Genomic DNA, 18,496 nt, shown 5'->3' on the forward strand with positions numbered 1-18,496 from the left:
CCGGTTATGTCAAGCAAAGGCGCGCGCTCCGTAGTAAACTATCATATCCGTCCGGAGAGCGGCATCAAATCGCCGACGGGCGAGGTCTCGCCGTCCTCCGTGATCACCGAGCGGAACGCATCCAGCGGCGCGAAAAAGGCCGCCTTCAGCCGGCCGATCTTGCTCTTGTCAACGACCAGGTGGTTTTCGCGCGCGAGCGATATGACCCTTTGCTTGACCGGCACCTCATGGAAATGGACGCAGGTCGCCCCCCTTGCCGGATCGACGCCGGCCGCCGAGAGGAACGCGACGTTGATCCCCAGTTCGTTCAGCGTGTCGAGCCCGGAGCCGCCGGAAAAGGAAGCCGAGGACGGATGATAGACGCCGCCGAGCATGACGATCCGGACATTCGGCCTGCGGGTCAGCCGCTCGGCCGCGTTCAACGAGTAACATACCGCGGTAATTGAATAATTTTCCGGTATCAGATCGACGAGATATTCGAGCGTCGTGCCGCAATCGATGAAGATCGTCTCATCGGGGCGGATGTGTCTCGCGGCATGGGCGCAGGCCTCCCGCTTGGCCGCGGCATGGCTGTCGGCCGCGCGCGCAAGCTCGTAGGGCGCATCGCCCTCGATCTCGGCGGCCGAAACGATATGGCCGCCCAGGTATCCAAAGAGACCGGGATTGTCGGCCACGTCGCGTCGGATCGTCATTTCCGATACGCCGAGCAGCGCTGCCGCCTCTTTCAAATGCAGCACCCGTCGCGCCGAAAGCGCGTCGGCCAATGCGATGATGCGTGTCGACTTGCGATTGGCCATGGTTTTACCGTACCAGCGACTTGCGAACGTGGCGCAACATTTTTGTGAGAAATATCACAAATCGAGCTCCGCCCGCAAGGCATGCGCCGGCACAACGGTCGAGAGAGTGCCAATCAACAGGCCGCGCACCGCGCGCCATCACAACTGCAGGGCGTCCCTGAGATCGCCGCCCTTCTTCGTCGTTCGCAAGTCGAGATCCGCCTCGATGTGATCGATATGCTTGAGCATCAGCGCGCAGGCGCTTTCGACGTCCTTTTTCTCCAGTGCATCGACGATTTCCTGATGTTCGTTGTGGCCGCAGCTCGAGATCACCGACTGGCCGTAGAGCGCGATCACAAGGGAAGAACGCGCGATGAGTTCGTCCATAAACCGCTTCAGAATGGCATTGCCGGTGATGGCGGCGATCGCCAGATGGAAATCGCCCGACGCCTTGATCTCGGCCCGGCGAGCGGTGGCGCCGCGCTGGTTCGTCAATCGCTCCTCTTGCGCCAGCAGCTCTCGCAAGTCTTTGATCTCAGCCTTTTGGATGTGACGCGCCGCATCCCGGATCACACTGGGTTCGATAAGCCGGCGCGTCGCGAAGATCTGCTGCGCCTCGGCGACGGAAGGATGGGCGACGAAGGCGCCGCGGTTCTTCTCGACATTGACGAGCCCTTCATATGCCAAGGCCTGAAGGGCGGCACGCACGAGCGTGCGGCTGACATTGAACAGGCTGCCGACGTCATTTTCGGAAAGCTTCGTCCCGGGCGCCAGACGTCTTTCAACGATCGCCTCGCGCAACGCGTCGCGAATCTGCTGGGCGCCGAAGTCGATGGCGTTTTCCGCCGCGGTGAAGTTGGCTGAAGTCATGAGGCTGGGAATCCGAACAGTAGCGACACTCTAGCGCGCGGCACGCTCGAAGTTAACTACTAATTGTGCTCAACTCCTGCCTAGATTGTATACGATAATAGGCATTCTTTGCTGACAAACGCCCATTAAATGTGCAGGCAATTTCGGCTGCGGGCGCGACGGACCGGCTCGTTCGACGAAGTTAGCCGCGAAATCAGCCTTTTAGCAAAACTGGCATGCTTGATGCTTCTTGTCCGCTGCAAGGAGAAAGCGGGCATGTCCAAAGCAGCAGAAATCGATATCGCCTCCGTTTCAAAGGTCTATGGCGCCACGACTGCTGTTCACGCCATCAGCCTGAAGATCCCGGCCGGCAGCTATTGCTGCCTTCTCGGTCCCTCGGGCTGTGGCAAGACTTCGACGCTGCGCATGATCGCCGGACATGAAAGCATCTCGTCGGGCGATATCCGCCTCGGCAACGTCGTCGTGACCGACTTCCCGCCGGCAAAGCGCGGCACCGCGATGATGTTCCAGTCCTACGCGCTCTTTCCCCATCTCGACCTTGTCGACAATGTCGCCTTCAGTCTGAAGATGAAGGGCGTCGAAAAGCAAGAACGCCGGGCCAAGGCGCTCGAAATGCTCAAGCTGATGCAGATGGAGGCCTATGCGACGCGCCGTCCAGCACAGCTTTCCGGCGGCCAGCAGCAGCGCGTGGCGCTCGCTCGCGCTCTCATCACCGATCCGGAGGCGCTGCTCCTCGATGAGCCGCTCTCAGCGCTCGATCCCTTTCTGAAGATCCGCATGCGCGCGGAACTCAAGAAACTGCAGAAGACGCTCGGCATCACCTTCGTGCACGTCACGCACAGCCAGGAAGAGGCGATGGCTCTCGCCGACGCCGTCGTCATCATGAACAACGGCCGGATCGAACAGGCGGCAGCGCCCCGCACCGTCTTCGAAAGGCCGGCGACCGCCTTCGTCGCCCGTTTCATGGGCGACCACAACGTGCTTTCCGGCCGCGTGACCGCGATTGAGGATGGCGTTGTCACACTGGCTGTGCCGGAAGGCCAGACGTTCGCGGTTCGCGATATCGCGCAGGAGGTTGGGAAGCCCATCGATATCGGCATCCGTTCAGATCGTGTGCGGCTTGGGCCCGCTTCGGAGAAATCGCTCGGCTTTGAGGGCGTCGTTTCGAATGTCGAATATCGCGGCGCCTCCGTGAAGATCACCGTGATCGGAGCCGGCAGCGACGACTTCACCGTCCTCGTCTCCGACGCCGAATACTTCAAGAAACCCGTGTCGACCGGCGACGCAGTATCGCTCAGTTGGGCCTTGGAGGATGTCATCCCTCTCGGCCGCATGTCCGCCTGAAGCGGGTTGAAAAAAGCGGCTAACCGCCGGTCTGTTCAAGAATAAATAGATCAAGCACCACCAAAAGGGGAACGAAAGCATGACCACTGAAACAAAGACTGCCACGCCCGGAAAGGGCATCTCGCGGCGTTCGTTGCTGAAGACCGGGGCGGCCGCCGTCGGCGCCATTGCCGGTTCGGGCGCGATCACTGGCTTCCCGACCATCTGGGCGCAGAACCCGATCACACTCCGCCAGTTCGGCACCGGCGTCTCGAACATCAATGCGATCGCGGAGAAGTGCAAGGAAGACCTCGGCATCACGCTGGAGATGACCGCGACCGATTCCGACGCGGCTGCACAGCGCGCTGTCACCCAGCCGGACTCCTACGACATCGCCGACATCGAATACTGGATCGCCAAGAAGGTCTTCCCGACGGGCGTCATGCAGCCGATGGATGTTTCGAAGATCAAGTATTACGACAAGATCGTGCCGCTCTTCATTAATGGCAAGCTGAAGCCGGATAGCGTGGTCGCGCAAGGGACGGCGCCGCACACGGTCGGTTTCGTGGATGCACAGGACTCCAAGACCTTCGCCAAGGAGCCGACGCAGTGGATGACGCTGATCCCGACCATCTACAATGCCGATACGCTGGGCATCCGCCCGGATCTCGTCGGCCGCGAGATCACCACTTGGGCCGACATCATGGACCCGGCCTTCAAGGGCAAGACGGCGATCCTCAACATTCCGTCGATTGGCATCATGGACGCCGCGATGATCATGGAGGCCATGGGCAACATCAAATATGCCGACAAGGGCAACATGACCAAGGACGAGATCGACCAGACGATCGATTTCCTCATCAAGGCCAAGCAGGACGGCCAGTTCCGTGCCTTCTGGAAGTCCTTCGACGAGAGCGTCAACCTCATGGCCTCGGGCGAGGTCGTCATCCAATCCATGTGGTCGCCGGCCGTCGCTGCCGTCCGCTCGAAAGGCATCGCCTGCAAGTACCAGCCGCTGAAGGAAGGTTACCGCGCCTGGGGCGGTGGTCTCGGCCTTGCCGCTCATCTCCAGGGCGCGCAGCTCGACGCGGCTTATGAATATATCAACTGGTATCTCTCCGGCTGGGTCGGCGCCTACCTCAACCGTCAGGGCTACTACTCTGCAGCCATGGAAACCGCGAAGGCCCACATGTCCGAGGACGAATGGGGCTTCTGGGTCGAAGGCAAGCCCGCCAAGGGCGACATCCTCTCGCCGGAAGGCAAGGTTATGGAAAAGGCCGGCGCCGTGCGCGACGGCGGCTCCTTCGAGGAACGCATGGGCAAGGTCGCCTGCTGGAACTCCGTGATGGACGAAGACCGCTATATGGTACGCCGCTGGAACGAGTTCATCGCGGCTTAGGCTGCACCATCGCATTCCCCTCCCCAACCCTCCCCACAAGGGGGAGGGAGTCCGGCGAGGGCGCGGCACGAAAGCTCCCTCCCCCTTGTGGGGAGGGTTGGGGAGGGGTCTTCGACTTCTCCTCCATAGAGATTTCTGCAATGTCTGGAAGAATGGCAGATGGCAACGGTTGCTTCAACAGAACCAAATGAGACGAGCGGACGAACGCGAAGCCGCAGCCTTGGATGGCCAGTTGCCGCCATATCCTATCTCCAGGCCACTCCCCTTCTCCTAATCCTCGGCTTCTTCTTCATCCTGCCGATCCTGACCATCGTCGTCGTCAGCTTCTGGGACTACGACTTCGCGGGCCTCTACCCCGATTTCCTGACGATGAACTATACTGACACGCTCGGCTCCTGGGTGACCTGGAAGACCTATCTCAACACGCTGAAGTTCACCGTCCTTACCTGGGCGCTGACGCTCGTGATCGGCTTCTGGGTCGCCTATTTCCTCGCCTTCCATATCCGCACGACCACGATGCAGATGGTGCTGTTCCTCGTCTGCACCGTGCCGTTCCTCACGTCGAACATCATCCGGATGATCTCCTGGATCCCCGTTCTCGGACGCAACGGCCTCGTTAATTCGGCTTTGATCAAGCTCGGCGTCATTCCCGAACCGATCGAATGGCTGCTCTATTCCGATTTTGCCGTGGTCCTCGCCCTAGTGCATCTCAATACGCTCTTCATGGTGACGCCGATCTTCAACACGCTGATGCGCATCGACCGTTCGCTGATCGAGGCCGCGCGTGACTGCGGCGCAAGCGGCTCGCAAATCCTCTGGAACGTGATCCTGCCACTCGCAAAACCGGGCATGGCGATCGGCTCGATCTTCGTCGTGACGCTGGTCATGGCCGATTTTTCGACAGTTCAGGTCATGTCCGGCGGCCAAAGCGCATCCGTCGCGCTGATGATGAAGAACCAGATGTCCTTGCTGCAGTATCCGGCAGCCGCCGCCAACGCGGTCGTGCTCTTGGTCGTGGTCCTTCTGATGGTCGCGGCGATCCTGAGGGTCGTCGATATCCGCAAGGAGCTCTGACATGAATCGCGAAGCACGATCCAAGGAATTCTACGTACTTGCCGCCTTCTTCGCGCTCTTCGTCCTGTTCCTCTATGGACCGCTCTCGGCCGTCCTGATCCTCTCCTTCCAAGGGCCGGATGGCGGCCTAACTTTCCCCATGAACGGGGTTTCGCTGCGCTGGTTCTACAATCTCTTCGAGAAGCAGGCGGTCGGCGATTTCGGCGCCTCGTTCCGCCGCTCCTTCATGCTCGGACTGATGGTCATGGTGGTGAACGTGGTCGTGGCGCTCCTTGCCGGGCTTGCCTTCCGCCACCGTTTCCGCGGCTCGACAGCGCTGTTCTACATGACCGTCGCGAGCCTCGTCGTGCCTTCGATCATCATCTCGCTCGGCATCGGCGTCGTCTTCCAGCAGTTCGGGCTCAAGCCCGCCTGGTATTCCTCGGGGTTCGGCGCGCACCTAACCTGGACGCTGCCCTTCGGGGTACTGATCATGTTCGCGGTCTTCAACCGCTTCTCGCCTGCCTATGAGGAGGCCGCGCGCGATCTCGACGCCTCGTCCTGGCAGACGTTCCGCTATGTCGTGCTGCCGATGATCGCTCCGAGCCTCGTCGGCGTCGGCCTCTTCGGCTTCACCCTCTCCTATGACGAGTTCGCCCGCACGCTGATGACGTCCGGCACCTACAATACGCTGCCGCTCGAAATCTATGCGATGACCACCAATGTGACGACGCCGGTGCTCTATGCGCTGGGCACCGTCACGACGCTCTTCTCCTTCACAATCATTCTCATCGCACTCGCCGTCATCCTGGTACTCAGGCGCCGGCAGGCAAGAATAAGCTGACATCCATGCGCATTCTGATCGTCAATCCGAATACAACCGTCTCGATGACCGAGAAGGCAGCGGCAGCGGCGCGCGGGGCGGCCGGGCACGGCACAGAAATCACCGCCGCCACGTCGAAGGGCGGACCGGCCTCGATCGAGGGGCACTATGACGGGGCGATCGCCGTGCCCGGCCTGCTTATGGAAATCCGTGATGGTCAGGCGGCCGGGGCTGATGCCGCGATCATCGCCTGTTTCGACGACACCGGGCTGGAGGCAGCCCGCACACTTGCCGCCATTCCCGTGCTCGGCCTTTGCCAGTCTGCCGTGATGACGGCCGCGCTGCTCGCCGAGCGCTTCACCGTCGTCACAACTCTCGAGCGCTCCCGCGTGCTCATCGAGAACCTAGTGCGCCGTTACGGCGCGGGCGAACGGGCGAAGGTCCGCGCCGCCGACGTTCCGGTGCTCGAACTGGAGCACAAGGCGTCCGCGGCGCTCTTCAAGCTGAAACGCCAGATCGAACTCGCCCTCGATCAGGACGGCGCCGAGGCGATCGTTCTCGGCTGTGCCGGCATGGCCGACCTCGCCCAGTCGCTCCAGCGCGAATATGGCGTGCCGGTCATCGACGGCGTATCGGCCGCCGTCAAGCAGGCCGAGGCGCTGGTGGCGCAGGGACTAAAAACCAGCAAGCGCGGCTCCTACGCCTCGCCGCTCGCCAAGCCCTATAGCGGCGCGATGAGCGCCTTCACGCCGATACTCGCCTAAGCCTTCGAACGAGTGCCTCCGGTTGCAGCACCGATCGGTCGGCGGGCTATTCCCTCCTCCTCGCTGCTCGGTTGACAACGCCGGAGGAAGGTTGAAAGAGTGATGCTCATTCGAAACGGGCAGCGTTGGGGAGGACTTCATGTCTATGCGCGCGTCTTTCGGCCTTTCGACCCTTCTTCTCACGCTCGTTTCCCTTGGAACGCCCGCCGCGGCGGCTGAAACCGACCGCAGGATCGAGGTCACGCGCGATGCCGACTATTTCGGCTTCGACCTCCGCACTGAGCAGAACGTCTCGCTCGATCAGTGCCAGAACGCCTGCGTTGCCGATCGATCCTGCCGGGCCTTCACCTACAATCCAAAGGTGAAGTGGTGCTTCCTGAAATCCGACTTCAATCAGTTGAACAGCTTCAAGGGGGCGATTGCCGGCAAGATCGTCGAGACGGCGACGGGCGAGCCCGACATCGGCGCCCCGCCTAGCCTCTCCTTCGTCTCGGACGACCTCCTGCAGCAGGCCCGCGACGTCAAGGCGAACCTCGCATTGGCCGACGACCAGCTCGGGTTCGGCGTCGGTGGATTGATCGAAACCGCCCGCAGGGAAACATCCTCAGGGAACTTCGTCCAAGCGCTGAAGGCCTACCGCGGCGCGCTGGCGATTACGCCCGACGACGGCGCGCTCTGGCTGGAGACCGCCGAAACGGCCAACCGCTTCAGCAACGGTGCGGACGTGGCAAGCGAGGCTGCCCTTGCCGCCCTCAATGGCTATCAGCTGACGCGGACGACCCAAAGCCGGGCGCATGCGCTTGGCGTTCTCGCTCGCGCGCTCGAAAACCTTCAGAACTACCGCGCCGCGCTCAGCGCCTACAAGGCAAGCCTCGACCTCGTGCAGGCCAAGACGGTCGAAACCGCCTATCTCGATCTGAAATCCCGGCAGGGCTTCCGCGTCACCGGCCACACGATCGATGCCGACAGCGCGAGCCCGCGCGCCTGCGTGCAATTCTCCGAACAACTTCTGAAGAACGGTCCGGATTATGCCTCGTTCGTGACGCTCGACGGCACCGCGCCGAAGGCGGTCGAAGCCAAGGGCAGCGAAATCTGCGTCGAAGGCCTGTCGCACGGTGACCGATACAAGCTAGTCCTGCGGCAGGGCCTGCCTTCCTCGGTCGACGAAGTCATCGAAACGCCGGTGAGCCTCGACATCTACGTCAAGGATCGCGCGCCGATGGTACGCTTCACCGGCGACAGCTTCGTCCTGCCATCGACGGCGCGCCGCGGCATCCCGATCGTCTCGGTCAATACCGAGAGCGCCAATCTCAAGCTCTACCGCATCGGCGACCGCAACATTCCGTCGCTTCTCACCAATTCGCAGTTCCTGACCCAGATCGACGGTTACAACGAAGAGCTCATCCGGGACCAGAGCGGCGAGCTCGTCTGGCAGGGCAGCATCGACATCGATACCGAAATCAACAAGGAAGTGGTGACGAGCTTCCCGGTTGACGAGGTTCTGCCCAAGCGCAAGCCGGGCGTCTACGTGCTGACGGCGAGCACGGGCACGGGTGTCACCCAGGACTGGGATGCGCGGGCCACCCAATGGTTCGTCGTCTCCGATGTCGGCATCTCGACCTATGCCGGAACGGACGGGCTCACCGTCTTTGCCCGCTCGCTCGCGAGCGCAAAGCCGCTTGCGGAGGTGGAGCTGCAGCTGGTTGCCCGGAACAACGAGGTGCTCGGCACCGCGACGACCGACGCGGAAGGCCGGGCGACCTTCGCCGCCGGGCTGATCCGCGGCACGGCCAGCATGACGCCCTCCGTCATCACCGCGCGGAAGGGCGAAGACGACTACGTCTTCCTCGACATGACGCGCGCCGGCTTCGACCTCTCCGACCGCGGCGTCACCGGCCGCCCCGCACCGGGCGCGATCGACGTCTTCGCCTGGACCGAGCGCGGCATCTACCGCGCCGGCGAAACCGTGCATGCGGCGGCACTCAGCCGCGACGTCAGCGGTCAGGCGATCGAAAACCTGCCGCTCACCTTCGTCTTCCTGCGCCCCGACGGCGTCGAAGACCGGCGTCTCGTCAGCAGTGGCGGCAGGCTCGGCGGCCACACGCTCGATCTGCCGGTCCCGGAGAACGCCATGCGCGGCACCTGGACGATGCAGATCTTCACGGACCCGAAGGGGACTGCGATCAGCGAGAAGCAGTTCCTGGTCGATGATTTCGTCCCCGACCGCACCGAGTTCGAATTGACCAGCGCGGCCAAGGCGATCGAGGTCGGAACGCCGATAGAGGTCGCCGTCGACGGCCGCTTCCTCTATGGCGCCCCGGCCGCGGGCCTGACGCTCGAGGGCGAGGTTTCCGTCAAGCCGACGCGCGAGGCCGAGGCCTTCAAGGGCTATTTCTTCGGCCTTGCCGACGAGGAGGCGAGCGAGGACACCCGCCTGCCGCTCGAAGCGCTCACGCCGCTCGACGAGAACGGCAAGTCCGTTTTCGACGTCGACCTCACCGAGGTCCCGGCAACGACGCAGCTCCTCAACGCCAATGTGACGGTCCGCATGCGCGAGTCCGGTGGCCGGGCGGTCGAGCGCAGCCTGACGCTCCCCGTCAGGCCGGAAGGACCGATGATCGGGATCAAGCCGGAGTTCTCCGGCGACCTCGCCGAAAACGCCGTAGGCAAATTCCATGTGATCGCCGTCGATGCGGACGGGGCAAAGGTCGCGCTCCCCGGCCTCACCTGGAAGCTCATCAGCGTCGAGCGGAACTATCAGTGGTACCGTGACGGAACCGCCTGGAAATACGAGCCGGTCATCTCCACGAAACAGGTGGCGAACGGCAAGGTGGACGTGACGCAGGACGGAGCGGAGATCGCCGTGCCGGTCGGCTGGGGCCGCTACCGGCTGGAGGTCGAGACGTCGGCGGTGGATGGCCCGGCCTCCAGCGTCGAGTTCGACGCCGGCTGGTATGTCGAGGCCACCTCGACGGAAACGCCGGACGGGCTCGAGATCGCTCTCGACAAGGAGAACTACGCGGTCGGCGAGACCGCGAAGCTCAAGGTGTCGCCGCGCTTTGCCGGCGAACTCCTGGTGACCGTCGGCACGGAGAACCTGATCACGACGACGACCGCAAGCATCGATGAAGGCGGCGGCGAGATCGACCTGCCGGTCACCGCCGACTGGGGTGCCGGCGCCTACGTCACCGCGACGCTCTACCGGCCGGGCGATGCGGAGCAGAGCCGCATGCCGATGCGGGCGATCGGCGTCAAATGGCTCGCCGTCGACCCGGCGGAGCGCAAGCTCGCGGTGACGCTCGACACGCCGGAGAAGACGCAGCCGCGCCAGCCGCTCGACATCAACCTGAAAGTGCGGGGCGCCGGCGCCAACGAAGACGCCTATGTCACCATCGCCGCCGTCGATGTCGGCATCCTCAACCTCACCCGTTACGAGGCGCCCGACCCGGACGGCTGGTATTTCGGCCAGCGGCGGCTCGGCCTCGAGATCCGCGATCTTTACGGCCGGCTGATCGACGGCTCGCTCGGGGCCACGGGGCGGCTGCGCACCGGCGGCGACGGCGGGCAGATGCCCCTGCAGGGCAACCCGCCGACGGAAAGGCTGGTCGCCTTCTTCTCCGGTCCGGTGAAGCTCGATGCCGACGGCGAGGCGAAGGTCAGTTTCGACATTCCGCAGTTCAACGGAACGGCGCGCGTCATGGCGGTCGCCTGGACGCGGTCCGGCGTCGGTCACGCCGCGAAGGACGTGGTCATCCGCGATCCGGTCGTCGTGACCGCGAGCATGCCGAAGTTCCTTGCACCCGGCGACCGGGCGGACCTCAGGCTCGATGTCGCCAACACGGACGGGCCGGCCGGTGACTACCGGTTGCAGGTGACGACCAACGGCGCGCTCACCCTCGAACAGACGGGCACGGAAACCATGCATCTCGAAGCCGGCGGCAAGTCCGCCCTGACGCTGCCGCTCGTCGGCCAGTATCCGGGCAGCGGCCTCGTGACCGTGACGCTCGCCAGCGCTGGCGGCCGGTCCCTCGAACAGACGCTGGACATTCCGGTGCGCCCGGCGGCGCTTCCGGTCACCGCGCGCCAGGTCGTCAGCATCGCCGCCGGCACGAGCCTGACGGTCGATGACCAACTGCTCGCCGATAGCGTCCTGCAGGGCGCTTCCGTCAGTCTCAACGTCACGCGTTCGGCCGCCTTCGACATCCCGGCGCTGTTGATGACGCTCGACCGCTATCCCTATGGCTGCGCCGAACAGACGACGAGCCGCGCCATGCCGCTTCTCTACCTCAGCGAACTCGCGAAGCAATCGGGGCTTGCCGACGACGAAGGCGTGAAGCAGCGGGTGCAGGAGGCGATCTATCGCGTGCTCTCCTACCAGTCCTCCTCCGGCTCCTTCGGCCTCTGGAGCCCCGGCTCCGGCGATCTCTGGCTCGATGCCTATGTGACCGATTTCCTCACCCGCGCGCGGGAGCAGAAGTTCGAGGTGCCCGAGCAGGCGATGGTGCAGGCCCTCGAAAACCTGCAGAATGCGCTGAGCTACGAGGTGAACGTCAAGGATCAGGGCGACGAGATCGCCTATGCGCTCTACGTGCTCGCGCGCAATCGCAAGGCGGCGATCAGCGACCTGCGCTATTACGCCGACACGATGCTCGGCGAGTTCCCGACACCGCTCGCAAAGGCCCATATCGCGGCAGCGCTTGCGCTCTATGGCGACGCCGACCGGTCGCAGCAGATCTTCGCCGCCGCCGCCGACATGTCGACCGGGCTCGTCAATGTCAGCCTCGCCCGCTCCGACTACGGCTCTTCGCTGCGCGACGACGCGGCGGTATTGGCGCTTGCCGCCGAAAGCCGGCCCGTGCCGCCGATCATTCCGGAGTTGTCGAAGATCGTCGCCCAGGAGTGGCAGCAGGCGCGATATACGAGCACCCAGGAACAGACCTGGATGCTGCTCGCCGCACGCGCCATACAGGGCGGCGACGAAGACATGCGGCTCGAGATCAACGGAGCGAAGCGCAGCGGCAGCTATGCCGCGCGGATTGCCGGCGACGCCCTCATCGAACATCCGGTCGTCATTCGCAACGAAGGCAGCGACCCGGTCTCCGCCGTGGTCACTACCGTCGCGGCGCCCGCCCAGCCGCTCTCGGCCGGCGGCGAAGGCTTCGCTATCGAGCGCACCTACTACACGCTCGACGGCGCCGAGGCCAATGTCAGCGAGGCGCGGCAGAACGAGCGCTATGTCGTCGTGCTCAAGGTGACCGAAAGCAACGACTGGCCGTCACGTGTGCTGATCACCGACCTGCTGCCCGCCGGCTTCGAGATCGACAATCCGAGCCTGGTGGACAGCGCCCAGCTTTCCAACTTCGAGTGGATCGGCGATGTTGAGGCCGCCCATACCGAGTTCCGTAGCGACCGCTTCGTCGCCGCCTTCGACCGGCGGACCGGCGACAACCGCGAGATCACGCTCGCCTATGTCGTGCGCGCGGTGACGCCCGGCACCTACGACCATCCGGCCGCGAGCGTCGAGGACATGTACCGGCCGCAATTCTCGGCGCGTACCGCGACGGGCCGCATGGAGGTGCTGGCAGCGCAGTAAGTGACAATGGTCCTGCGGCGAAAACTTGGGCAGTTGCTTGAACGTCGACGGGTGCGCCGCAAAGGCGCGGTCGGGGCGGCACACCCTCCAGCTTCACGTCTCAAAGCGACCGTCCTGGTCACCCTGCCGACCGCCCTGGTCCTGGCTGGCCTCGCAGTCCTCGGCCTCGAATGGGCGGACAAGGCCTTCCCGCCGCCGCTCGACAAGGCCGAAGACGTCTCGGCCGAGGTCCTCGACAAGGACGGGCATCTGTTGCGCGCGTTCGCGACGAAGGACGGCCGCTGGCGGCTGAAGACGACTGTCGGCGATGTCGACCCGCGCTTCGTCGAATTGCTGATCGCCTATGAGGACCAGCGCTTTCGCGAGCATAGCGGCATCGATCCGCTGGCGCTTGGCCGCGCGGCGCTGCAGTTCGTCACCAACGGCCGCATCGTCTCCGGCGCTTCGACGCTCTCGATGCAGGTCGCAAGGCTGATCGAGCCGCGCGAGCGGCGAACACTGGCGGCGAAACTGTTGCAGGTGGCGCGCGCGATCCAGATCGAGCGCCGCCTCAGCAAGAATGAGATCCTCAACCTCTACCTGACCCACGCCCCCTATGGCGGCAATCTCGAGGGCGTGCGCGCCGCAAGCCTCGCCTGGTTCGGCAAGGAGCCGCGCCGTCTCTCGGTTGTCGAGGCCGCCCTGCTCGTCGCCTTGCCGCAATTGCCGGAGAAACGCCGCCCGGACCGCAACCTCTCCGGTGCGCAAGCGGCCCGAAAACGCGTGCTCGCCCGCGCGGCCGTCGCCCGGGTGATCGGCGAAGGCGAGGCGGAGCGGGCCGCGACGACCGCCATCCCGGCTCGCCGATTGCAGCTCCCGGCCCATGCCGCGCATCTCGCCGAGGCGGCCTTGCGCAAGGAGCCGAAGGTGCTCCGGCATCAGACGACGCTCCGCCGCGACATTCAGCGCGCGCTCGAAGACGTCGCGCGCGAAGGGGCCGCACGGCTAGGCCCCAGAGTTTCGGTTGCGATGGTGATGGCCGATGTCAGAACCGGAGAGATCGTCGGCGAAGTAGGATCGGCGGACTATTTCGACGCCAGCCGCTCCGGCTGGATCGACATGACGCGGATCACCCGCTCGCCCGGATCGACGCTGAAGCCTTTCATCTACGGCCTTGCCTTCGAGGAGGGGCTGGTCGCGCAGGAAACGATCATTGAGGACCGCCCGGCCGATTTCTTCGGCTATCGGCCGCGCAATTTCGACATGACCTACCAGGGCGACGTCAGCGTGCGGCAGGCGCTGCAGTTGTCCCTCAATGTGCCGGCGATCCGGCTGCTCGACGCGGTCGGGCCCGCCCGGCTGATGGTGCGTTTCCGCCGCGCCGAGGTCAGGCCGAAGCTGCCGCCGAACGAGGCGCCCGGCCTTGCGATCGGCCTCGGCGGCGTCGGCATCACGCTGCGCGAACTCGTCCAGCTCTATGCCGGCCTTGCCAATCGCGGCTGGCCGGTGCGTCTCGGCGACGGCATCGAGGGCAAGGCCGGGCTGATCGACGGCGAGCCGATCCTCTCGACCGTTGCCGCCTGGCACGTCGCCGACATCCTGTCCGGTGTTCTGCCGCCCGCCGGCAGCCGCCAGCGCGGCATCGCCTACAAGACCGGAACCAGCTACGGCTACCGCGATGCGTGGTCCGTCGGCTTCGACGGTCGCCATGTGCTTGGCGTCTGGGTCGGCCGGCCCGACAATGGCGCGGTGCCGGGCCTCACCGGCTACGGCGCGGCGGCACCGATCCTGTTCGAGGGCTTCGCCAGGAGCGGCATCGCCATCGCCCCGCTGCCCGACGCGCCCGGCGGCGCGGTCCGTCTTTCCCAGGCCGATCTGCCGATCAGCCAACGGCGCTTTTCCATGACCGCAAGCGGCCTGCTTTCGGCGTCGATCCGCGAAGCGGCACCGCAGATCGTCTTCCCGCCGGAAGGTGCACGGGTGGAACTTGGTGCCAGAGGCGGCGCGATGATGCCCCTGACGCTGAAACTGCAGGGCGGTCGGGCGCCCTTTCGCTGGCTTGCCAACGGACGGCCGCTGCCGGACGTCACCCGTCGCCGCGTCAGCCAGTGGCTGCCCGACGGCGGCGGCTATTCGACGCTGACGGTCATCGACGCGCTCGGCCGCGCGGCCAGCGTTCGCGTGTTCGTGGATTGAACGGCATTCCGCTGGATTTGGAAATGGGTGAGGAGCCCGCCAGTCCACCGATCGGATGTACCCACATCCGACCGGTGGACGGTCGGTCCGATCAGGCCGTCCGCGCCGCTTCCGGCCCGGTATCCTTGCTCTTCTGCTTATAGGGCGTCATGACGACGGGCATGCCCGCCTCCAGGCAGGCGGCAACGAAGGCCTCGCGCGCAACGGCTGCCGGCGTCATTCGCTTCAGCGCACGCCGGCACGTGCGCACTGCCCGCTCATAGCGTTCACCCTTACGCTGGGGCCATTCATGTCCCAGAAAGTCGAGAGCCTCGTAAACCGAGGTGAAGGTGCGCATCAAGCCGTTCGAGAGACGCACGGTGAGAGGGATCGCCCACGGAATCTCATTGAGAAGCATGTTTCCTCCTTTCCCCTGCTATCAATGGATTACACATGGCTGAGATATTGGCGCCGAACCCTGAAATTCAAGGGGTCAGAAATGGCCCGGCCGGCAAGAAGTCGGCCGGCCCTGAACTTATGGGCTTCGGCCCCTCGGAACGGCGTTTCCGGCACGGCCGAAAAGGATGAGAATCGGCGCAAGAGACCCCTTGAATCGACGGTTCGCCTGACTAAATCGTTTACGGGAGCCGCCTCGCGAGGGGCCCCAGTCGAGGAGCCCGCCTCTTCGGCGCTCCTCATCGTCATGTTGCTCAAGGAGGATATGGCTATGAGAACAACGATCGATTTCTCGCCTCTGTCACGCTTCAGCGTCGGCTTCGACCATCTGTTCGACGTGCTCGATGCAGCAAGTCGCATGGCGCCGGCCGATATATGGCCGCCCTACGACATCATGCGGCTCAATGAGAACGAGTATCGCATCGTCATGTCGGTGGCTGGCCTTACGCCGGACGAAATCACCATCACGCATGAACCGCCGTTGCTGACCGTCAGCGGTGAGAAGGCTGGAGAGGACAAGACCGAGTACCTCTATCGCGGCATTGCGGGCCGCAATTTCGAGCGCCGCTTCCAGCTGGCCGACTACGTGACGGTGACTGGCGCGAACCTCGCCAACGGTCTCTTGACGATCGATCTCGTGCGCGAACTTCCCGAGCAGATGAAGCCGCGCCGGATCGAGATCCAGCAAGCCGAGGCATTGCCCTCGGGCGATGCGAAAAAGCAGATCGAGGGCAAGAAGCACGCTGCGTAGCAGCGGCGCATCCGGTCGATCCAGAAATGTGGCGAAAACAAACGATAGAGCGGTGGCGCGGACGCATGCGAGCGCATCCCGCTCCAGGGGGCCGGGCAGCCGGCCCTCCTGCCGATCGGACAGCCGGGCTGCCGGCCTCGCCGTGGGGGCTATTTCTCGATCCTGCGCCCCAACCAGTGGACGAAAGCCGTTGGAGAACAGTCTTTTAGCACTCTCCGTACTAGAGTGCCAAAATTCTGCGCGCGACCTCTTGAATTCAATTTTCCGCGCAACCAGATCATCATCGCCAGTTGCTCACACCAGTTGCTCACAAGGGGGCTGGCCCGTCCGGACTCCGGTCCGGCGGAGCGGATTTTGTTTGTCCAGGAGGAAGACATGAAGTTCCAACCGCTCCATGATCGTATTCTCGTCCGCCGCGTCTCGTCCGAAGAGAAGACCAAGGGCGGCATCATCATCCCCGACACAGCCAAGGAGAAGCCGCAGGAAGGCGAAGTTATCGCCGCCGGGCCGGGTGCGCGCAACGAGCAAGGCCAGCTCGTCGAACTCGACGTGAAGGTCGGAGATCGGGTGCTCTTCGGCAAATGGTCCGGCACCGAGATCAAGATCGATGGTGAGGACCTGCTTATCCTGAAGGAGGCTGACGTGCTGGGCGTCATCGAGGCCGTGGGCATTGAAGAGAAGGCGGCGTAAGCCGCTTCGTTGACGAGGACCAGTCGTAGCCAGCTGCTGACGAAGGAGTGAACCATGGCTGTCAAAGACGTAAAATTCCATTCCGATGCCCGCGAAAGGATGCTGCGCGGCGTCGACACGCTTGCCAATGCAGTGAAGGTGACGCTCGGCCCCAAAGGCCGCAACGTCGTCATCGACAAATCTTTCGGGGCGCCGCGCATCACCAAGGACGGCGTCACGGTCGCCAAGGAGATCGAGCTCGAAGACAAATTCGAGAACATGGGCGCGCAGATGCTGCGTGAAGTGGCATCGAGGACGAGTGAAATCGCCGGCGACGGCACGACGACCGCCACCGTACTCGCACAGGCGATCGTCAAGGAAGGCGCCAAGGCCGTCGCCTCAGGCATGAACCCGATGGACCTCAAGCGCGGCATCGACCTTGCCGTCGATACGCTCGTCGCAGAGCTGAAGGCCAATGCGCGTCAGGTTTCCAAGAACGAGGAAATCGCCCAGGTCGGCACGATCTCGGCCAATGGCGACGCAGAGATCGGTCGTTATCTTGCCGAGGCGATGGAGAAGGTCGGCAATGAAGGCGTGATCACGGTCGAGGAGGCAAAGACCGCCGAGACCGAGCTCGAAGTGGTCGAAGGCATGCAGTTCGATCGCGGTTACATCTCGCCCTATTTCATAACGAACCAGGATAAGATGCGGGCAGAATTCGAGGATCCCTACATTCTGATCCACGAGAAGAAGCTCTCCAATCTCCAGGCGATGCTGCCGGTCCTCGAAGCGGTCGTGCAATCGGGCAAGCCGCTGCTGATCATCGCCGAAGACGTCGAGGGCGAGGCCCTGGCGACGCTCGTCGTCAACAAGCTGCGCGGCGGCTTGAAGGTGGCGGCCGTCAAGGCCCCCGGCTTCGGCGACCGGCGCAAGGCGATGCTGGAGGATATCGCGATCCTGACCGGCGGCTCGGTAATCTCGGAAGACCTTGGCATCAAGCTCGAGAACGTCACGCTCGACATGCTGGGCCGTGCCAGGAAGGTTTCGATCGAGAAGGAGAGCACGACCATCATCAACGGCGCCGGCGCGAAGACCGACATCGATGGCCGCATCGCCCAGATCAAGGCACAGGTCGAGGAGACGACCTCCGACTACGACCGGGAGAAATTGCAGGAACGGCTGGCGAAGCTCGCCGGCGGCGTCGCCGTGATCCGCGTCGGCGGCTCGACCGAGGTCGAGGTGAAGGAACGCAAGGACCGCGTCGACGATGCCCTGCATGCAACCCGCGCGGCAGTCGAGGAAGGGATCCTTCCGGGCGGCGGCGTTGCGCTGTTGCGTTCGGTCAAGGCACTCGACAGCGTCAAGACCGCCAACGACGACCAGCGCGTCGGTGTCGACATCGTCCGCCGGGCAATCGAGGCGCCGGTCCGCCAGATCGCGGAAAATGCAGGCGCCGAGGGTTCGATCATCGTCGGCAAGCTGCGTGAAAACACGGACTTCTCCTGGGGCTGGAACGCCCAGACGAGCGAGTTCGGCGATCTCTTCACCATGGGCGTGATCGATCCGGCCAAGGTCGTCCGCACCGCGCTGCAGGACGCCGCCTCCATCGCCGGCCTGCTCGTCACGACCGAGGCGATGATCGCCGAGAAGCCCAAGAAGGAAGCCCCGCCCGCAATGCCGCCCGGCGGCGGGATGGACTTCTAGAGTTGCGCCCCTCATCCGGCCTGCCGGCCACCTTCTCCCGCGAGCGGGGGGAAGGGGTATGCCGCGCCGCCTCAGCTCCCTCTCCCCGCCTGCGGGGAGAGGATTATGGTGAGGGGCAATGTTACGATAAATCAGCCTCTTAAGCGATATTCTTTATCCAT

General features: G+C 64.1%; 13 protein-coding genes. 10 read left to right on the top strand and 3 right to left on the bottom strand.

Annotation, left to right across the window (positions count from 1 at the left end; genetic code table 11):
* Window positions 1-41: 41 nt before the first annotated feature.
* Together ATB98_RS21810 and ATB98_RS21815 are read right to left on the bottom strand one after the other, a co-directional pair.
* On the bottom strand, window positions 42-797 hold the full coding sequence (locus ATB98_RS21810; protein ID WP_066877334.1) for a DeoR family transcriptional regulator: 756 nt from the start codon (window positions 795-797) through the stop codon (window positions 42-44).
* A gap of 138 nt (window positions 798-935) precedes the next feature.
* Window positions 936-1,646: a GntR family transcriptional regulator gene (locus ATB98_RS21815; RefSeq protein WP_066877336.1), complete on the bottom strand. Its 711-nt coding sequence runs from the start codon at window positions 1,644-1,646 to the stop codon at window positions 936-938.
* A gap of 255 nt (window positions 1,647-1,901) precedes the next feature.
* On the opposite strand from ATB98_RS21815, the gene ATB98_RS21820 reads away from it, so the two are divergent.
* The 7 genes from ATB98_RS21820 (at window position 1,902) to pbpC (ending at window position 14,776) form a co-directional block, all read left to right on the top strand.
* The gene (locus ATB98_RS21820) at window positions 1,902-2,990 is read left to right on the top strand and encodes an ABC transporter ATP-binding protein (RefSeq protein WP_066877462.1); all 1,089 of its coding nucleotides are present in this window, start codon (window positions 1,902-1,904) and stop codon (window positions 2,988-2,990) included.
* Between the two features lie 79 nt (window positions 2,991-3,069).
* Window positions 3,070-4,368 carry an ABC transporter substrate-binding protein gene (locus tag ATB98_RS21825; protein ID WP_066877338.1) on the top strand — a complete coding sequence of 433 codons (1,299 nt, stop codon included), beginning with the start codon at window positions 3,070-3,072 and terminating at the stop codon, window positions 4,366-4,368.
* A gap of 159 nt (window positions 4,369-4,527) precedes the next feature.
* Window positions 4,528-5,442: an ABC transporter permease gene (locus ATB98_RS21830; RefSeq protein ID WP_066877340.1), complete on the top strand. Its 915-nt coding sequence runs from the start codon at window positions 4,528-4,530 to the stop codon at window positions 5,440-5,442.
* Window position 5,443: 1 nt separating this feature from the next.
* The gene (locus tag ATB98_RS21835; RefSeq protein WP_066877342.1) at window positions 5,444-6,265 is read left to right on the top strand and encodes an ABC transporter permease; all 822 of its coding nucleotides are present in this window, start codon (window positions 5,444-5,446) and stop codon (window positions 6,263-6,265) included.
* A gap of 5 nt (window positions 6,266-6,270) precedes the next feature.
* A complete protein-coding gene (locus tag ATB98_RS21840; protein ID WP_066877343.1) occupies window positions 6,271-7,008 on the top strand; it encodes an aspartate/glutamate racemase family protein in 738 nt (245 codons plus the stop codon).
* 145 nt (window positions 7,009-7,153) lie between these two features.
* Window positions 7,154-12,601 carry an alpha-2-macroglobulin family protein gene (locus ATB98_RS21845; RefSeq protein ID WP_084435653.1) on the top strand — a complete coding sequence of 1,816 codons (5,448 nt, stop codon included), beginning with the start codon at window positions 7,154-7,156 and terminating at the stop codon, window positions 12,599-12,601.
* Between the two features lie 33 nt (window positions 12,602-12,634).
* Window positions 12,635-14,776 (top strand): penicillin-binding protein 1C, encoded by a 2,142-nt coding sequence (gene pbpC / locus ATB98_RS21850; RefSeq protein ID WP_234886618.1) that lies wholly within the window; start codon window positions 12,635-12,637, stop codon window positions 14,774-14,776.
* 91 nt (window positions 14,777-14,867) lie between these two features.
* On the opposite strand, the gene ATB98_RS21855 is transcribed toward pbpC, so the two are convergent.
* Complete coding sequence (locus ATB98_RS21855) at window positions 14,868-15,173, bottom strand: DUF982 domain-containing protein (protein WP_066877349.1); 306 nt, start codon at window positions 15,171-15,173, stop codon at window positions 14,868-14,870.
* 309 nt (window positions 15,174-15,482) lie between these two features.
* On the opposite strand from ATB98_RS21855, the gene ATB98_RS21860 reads away from it, so the two are divergent.
* The 3 genes from ATB98_RS21860 to groL all read left to right on the top strand — a co-directional run bounded on the left by ATB98_RS21860 (window position 15,483) and on the right by groL (window position 18,335).
* A complete protein-coding gene (locus tag ATB98_RS21860; RefSeq protein ID WP_153435643.1) occupies window positions 15,483-15,962 on the top strand; it encodes an Hsp20 family protein in 480 nt (159 codons plus the stop codon).
* Between the two features lie 375 nt (window positions 15,963-16,337).
* A complete protein-coding gene (gene groES / locus ATB98_RS21865; RefSeq protein WP_066877353.1) occupies window positions 16,338-16,652 on the top strand; it encodes a co-chaperone GroES in 315 nt (104 codons plus the stop codon).
* A gap of 54 nt (window positions 16,653-16,706) precedes the next feature.
* Entirely contained in the window at window positions 16,707-18,335 is a 1,629-nt protein-coding gene (gene groL / locus ATB98_RS21870) for a chaperonin GroEL (protein WP_066877355.1), read from the top strand.
* Window positions 18,336-18,496 lie beyond the last annotated feature (161 nt).

Source organism: Sinorhizobium saheli (assembly GCF_001651875.1).
Lineage (GTDB): Bacteria > Pseudomonadota > Alphaproteobacteria > Rhizobiales > Rhizobiaceae > Sinorhizobium > Sinorhizobium saheli.

What these genes read in the sequence shown, in the direction of transcription:
- ATB98_RS21825 (WP_066877338.1), top strand. Translation starts at nt 3,070, where the DNA reads ATGACCACTGAAACAAAGACTGCCACGCCCGGAAAGGGCATCTCGCGG.
- groL (WP_066877355.1), top strand. Translation starts at nt 16,707, where the DNA reads ATGGCTGTCAAAGACGTAAAATTCCATTCCGATGCCCGCGAAAGGATG.
- ATB98_RS21835 (WP_066877342.1), top strand. Translation starts at nt 5,444, where the DNA reads ATGAATCGCGAAGCACGATCCAAGGAATTCTACGTACTTGCCGCCTTC.
- ATB98_RS21820 (WP_066877462.1), top strand. Translation starts at nt 1,902, where the DNA reads ATGTCCAAAGCAGCAGAAATCGATATCGCCTCCGTTTCAAAGGTCTAT.
- ATB98_RS21855 (WP_066877349.1), bottom strand. Translation starts at nt 15,173, where the DNA reads ATGCTTCTCAATGAGATTCCGTGGGCGATCCCTCTCACCGTGCGTCTC.
- ATB98_RS21860 (WP_153435643.1), top strand. Translation starts at nt 15,483, where the DNA reads ATGAGAACAACGATCGATTTCTCGCCTCTGTCACGCTTCAGCGTCGGC.
- ATB98_RS21830 (WP_066877340.1), top strand. Translation starts at nt 4,528, where the DNA reads ATGGCAACGGTTGCTTCAACAGAACCAAATGAGACGAGCGGACGAACG.
- ATB98_RS21845 (WP_084435653.1), top strand. Translation starts at nt 7,154, where the DNA reads ATGCGCGCGTCTTTCGGCCTTTCGACCCTTCTTCTCACGCTCGTTTCC.
- ATB98_RS21840 (WP_066877343.1), top strand. Translation starts at nt 6,271, where the DNA reads ATGCGCATTCTGATCGTCAATCCGAATACAACCGTCTCGATGACCGAG.
- ATB98_RS21815 (WP_066877336.1), bottom strand. Translation starts at nt 1,646, where the DNA reads ATGACTTCAGCCAACTTCACCGCGGCGGAAAACGCCATCGACTTCGGC.
- ATB98_RS21810 (WP_066877334.1), bottom strand. Translation starts at nt 797, where the DNA reads ATGGCCAATCGCAAGTCGACACGCATCATCGCATTGGCCGACGCGCTT.
- groES (WP_066877353.1), top strand. Translation starts at nt 16,338, where the DNA reads ATGAAGTTCCAACCGCTCCATGATCGTATTCTCGTCCGCCGCGTCTCG.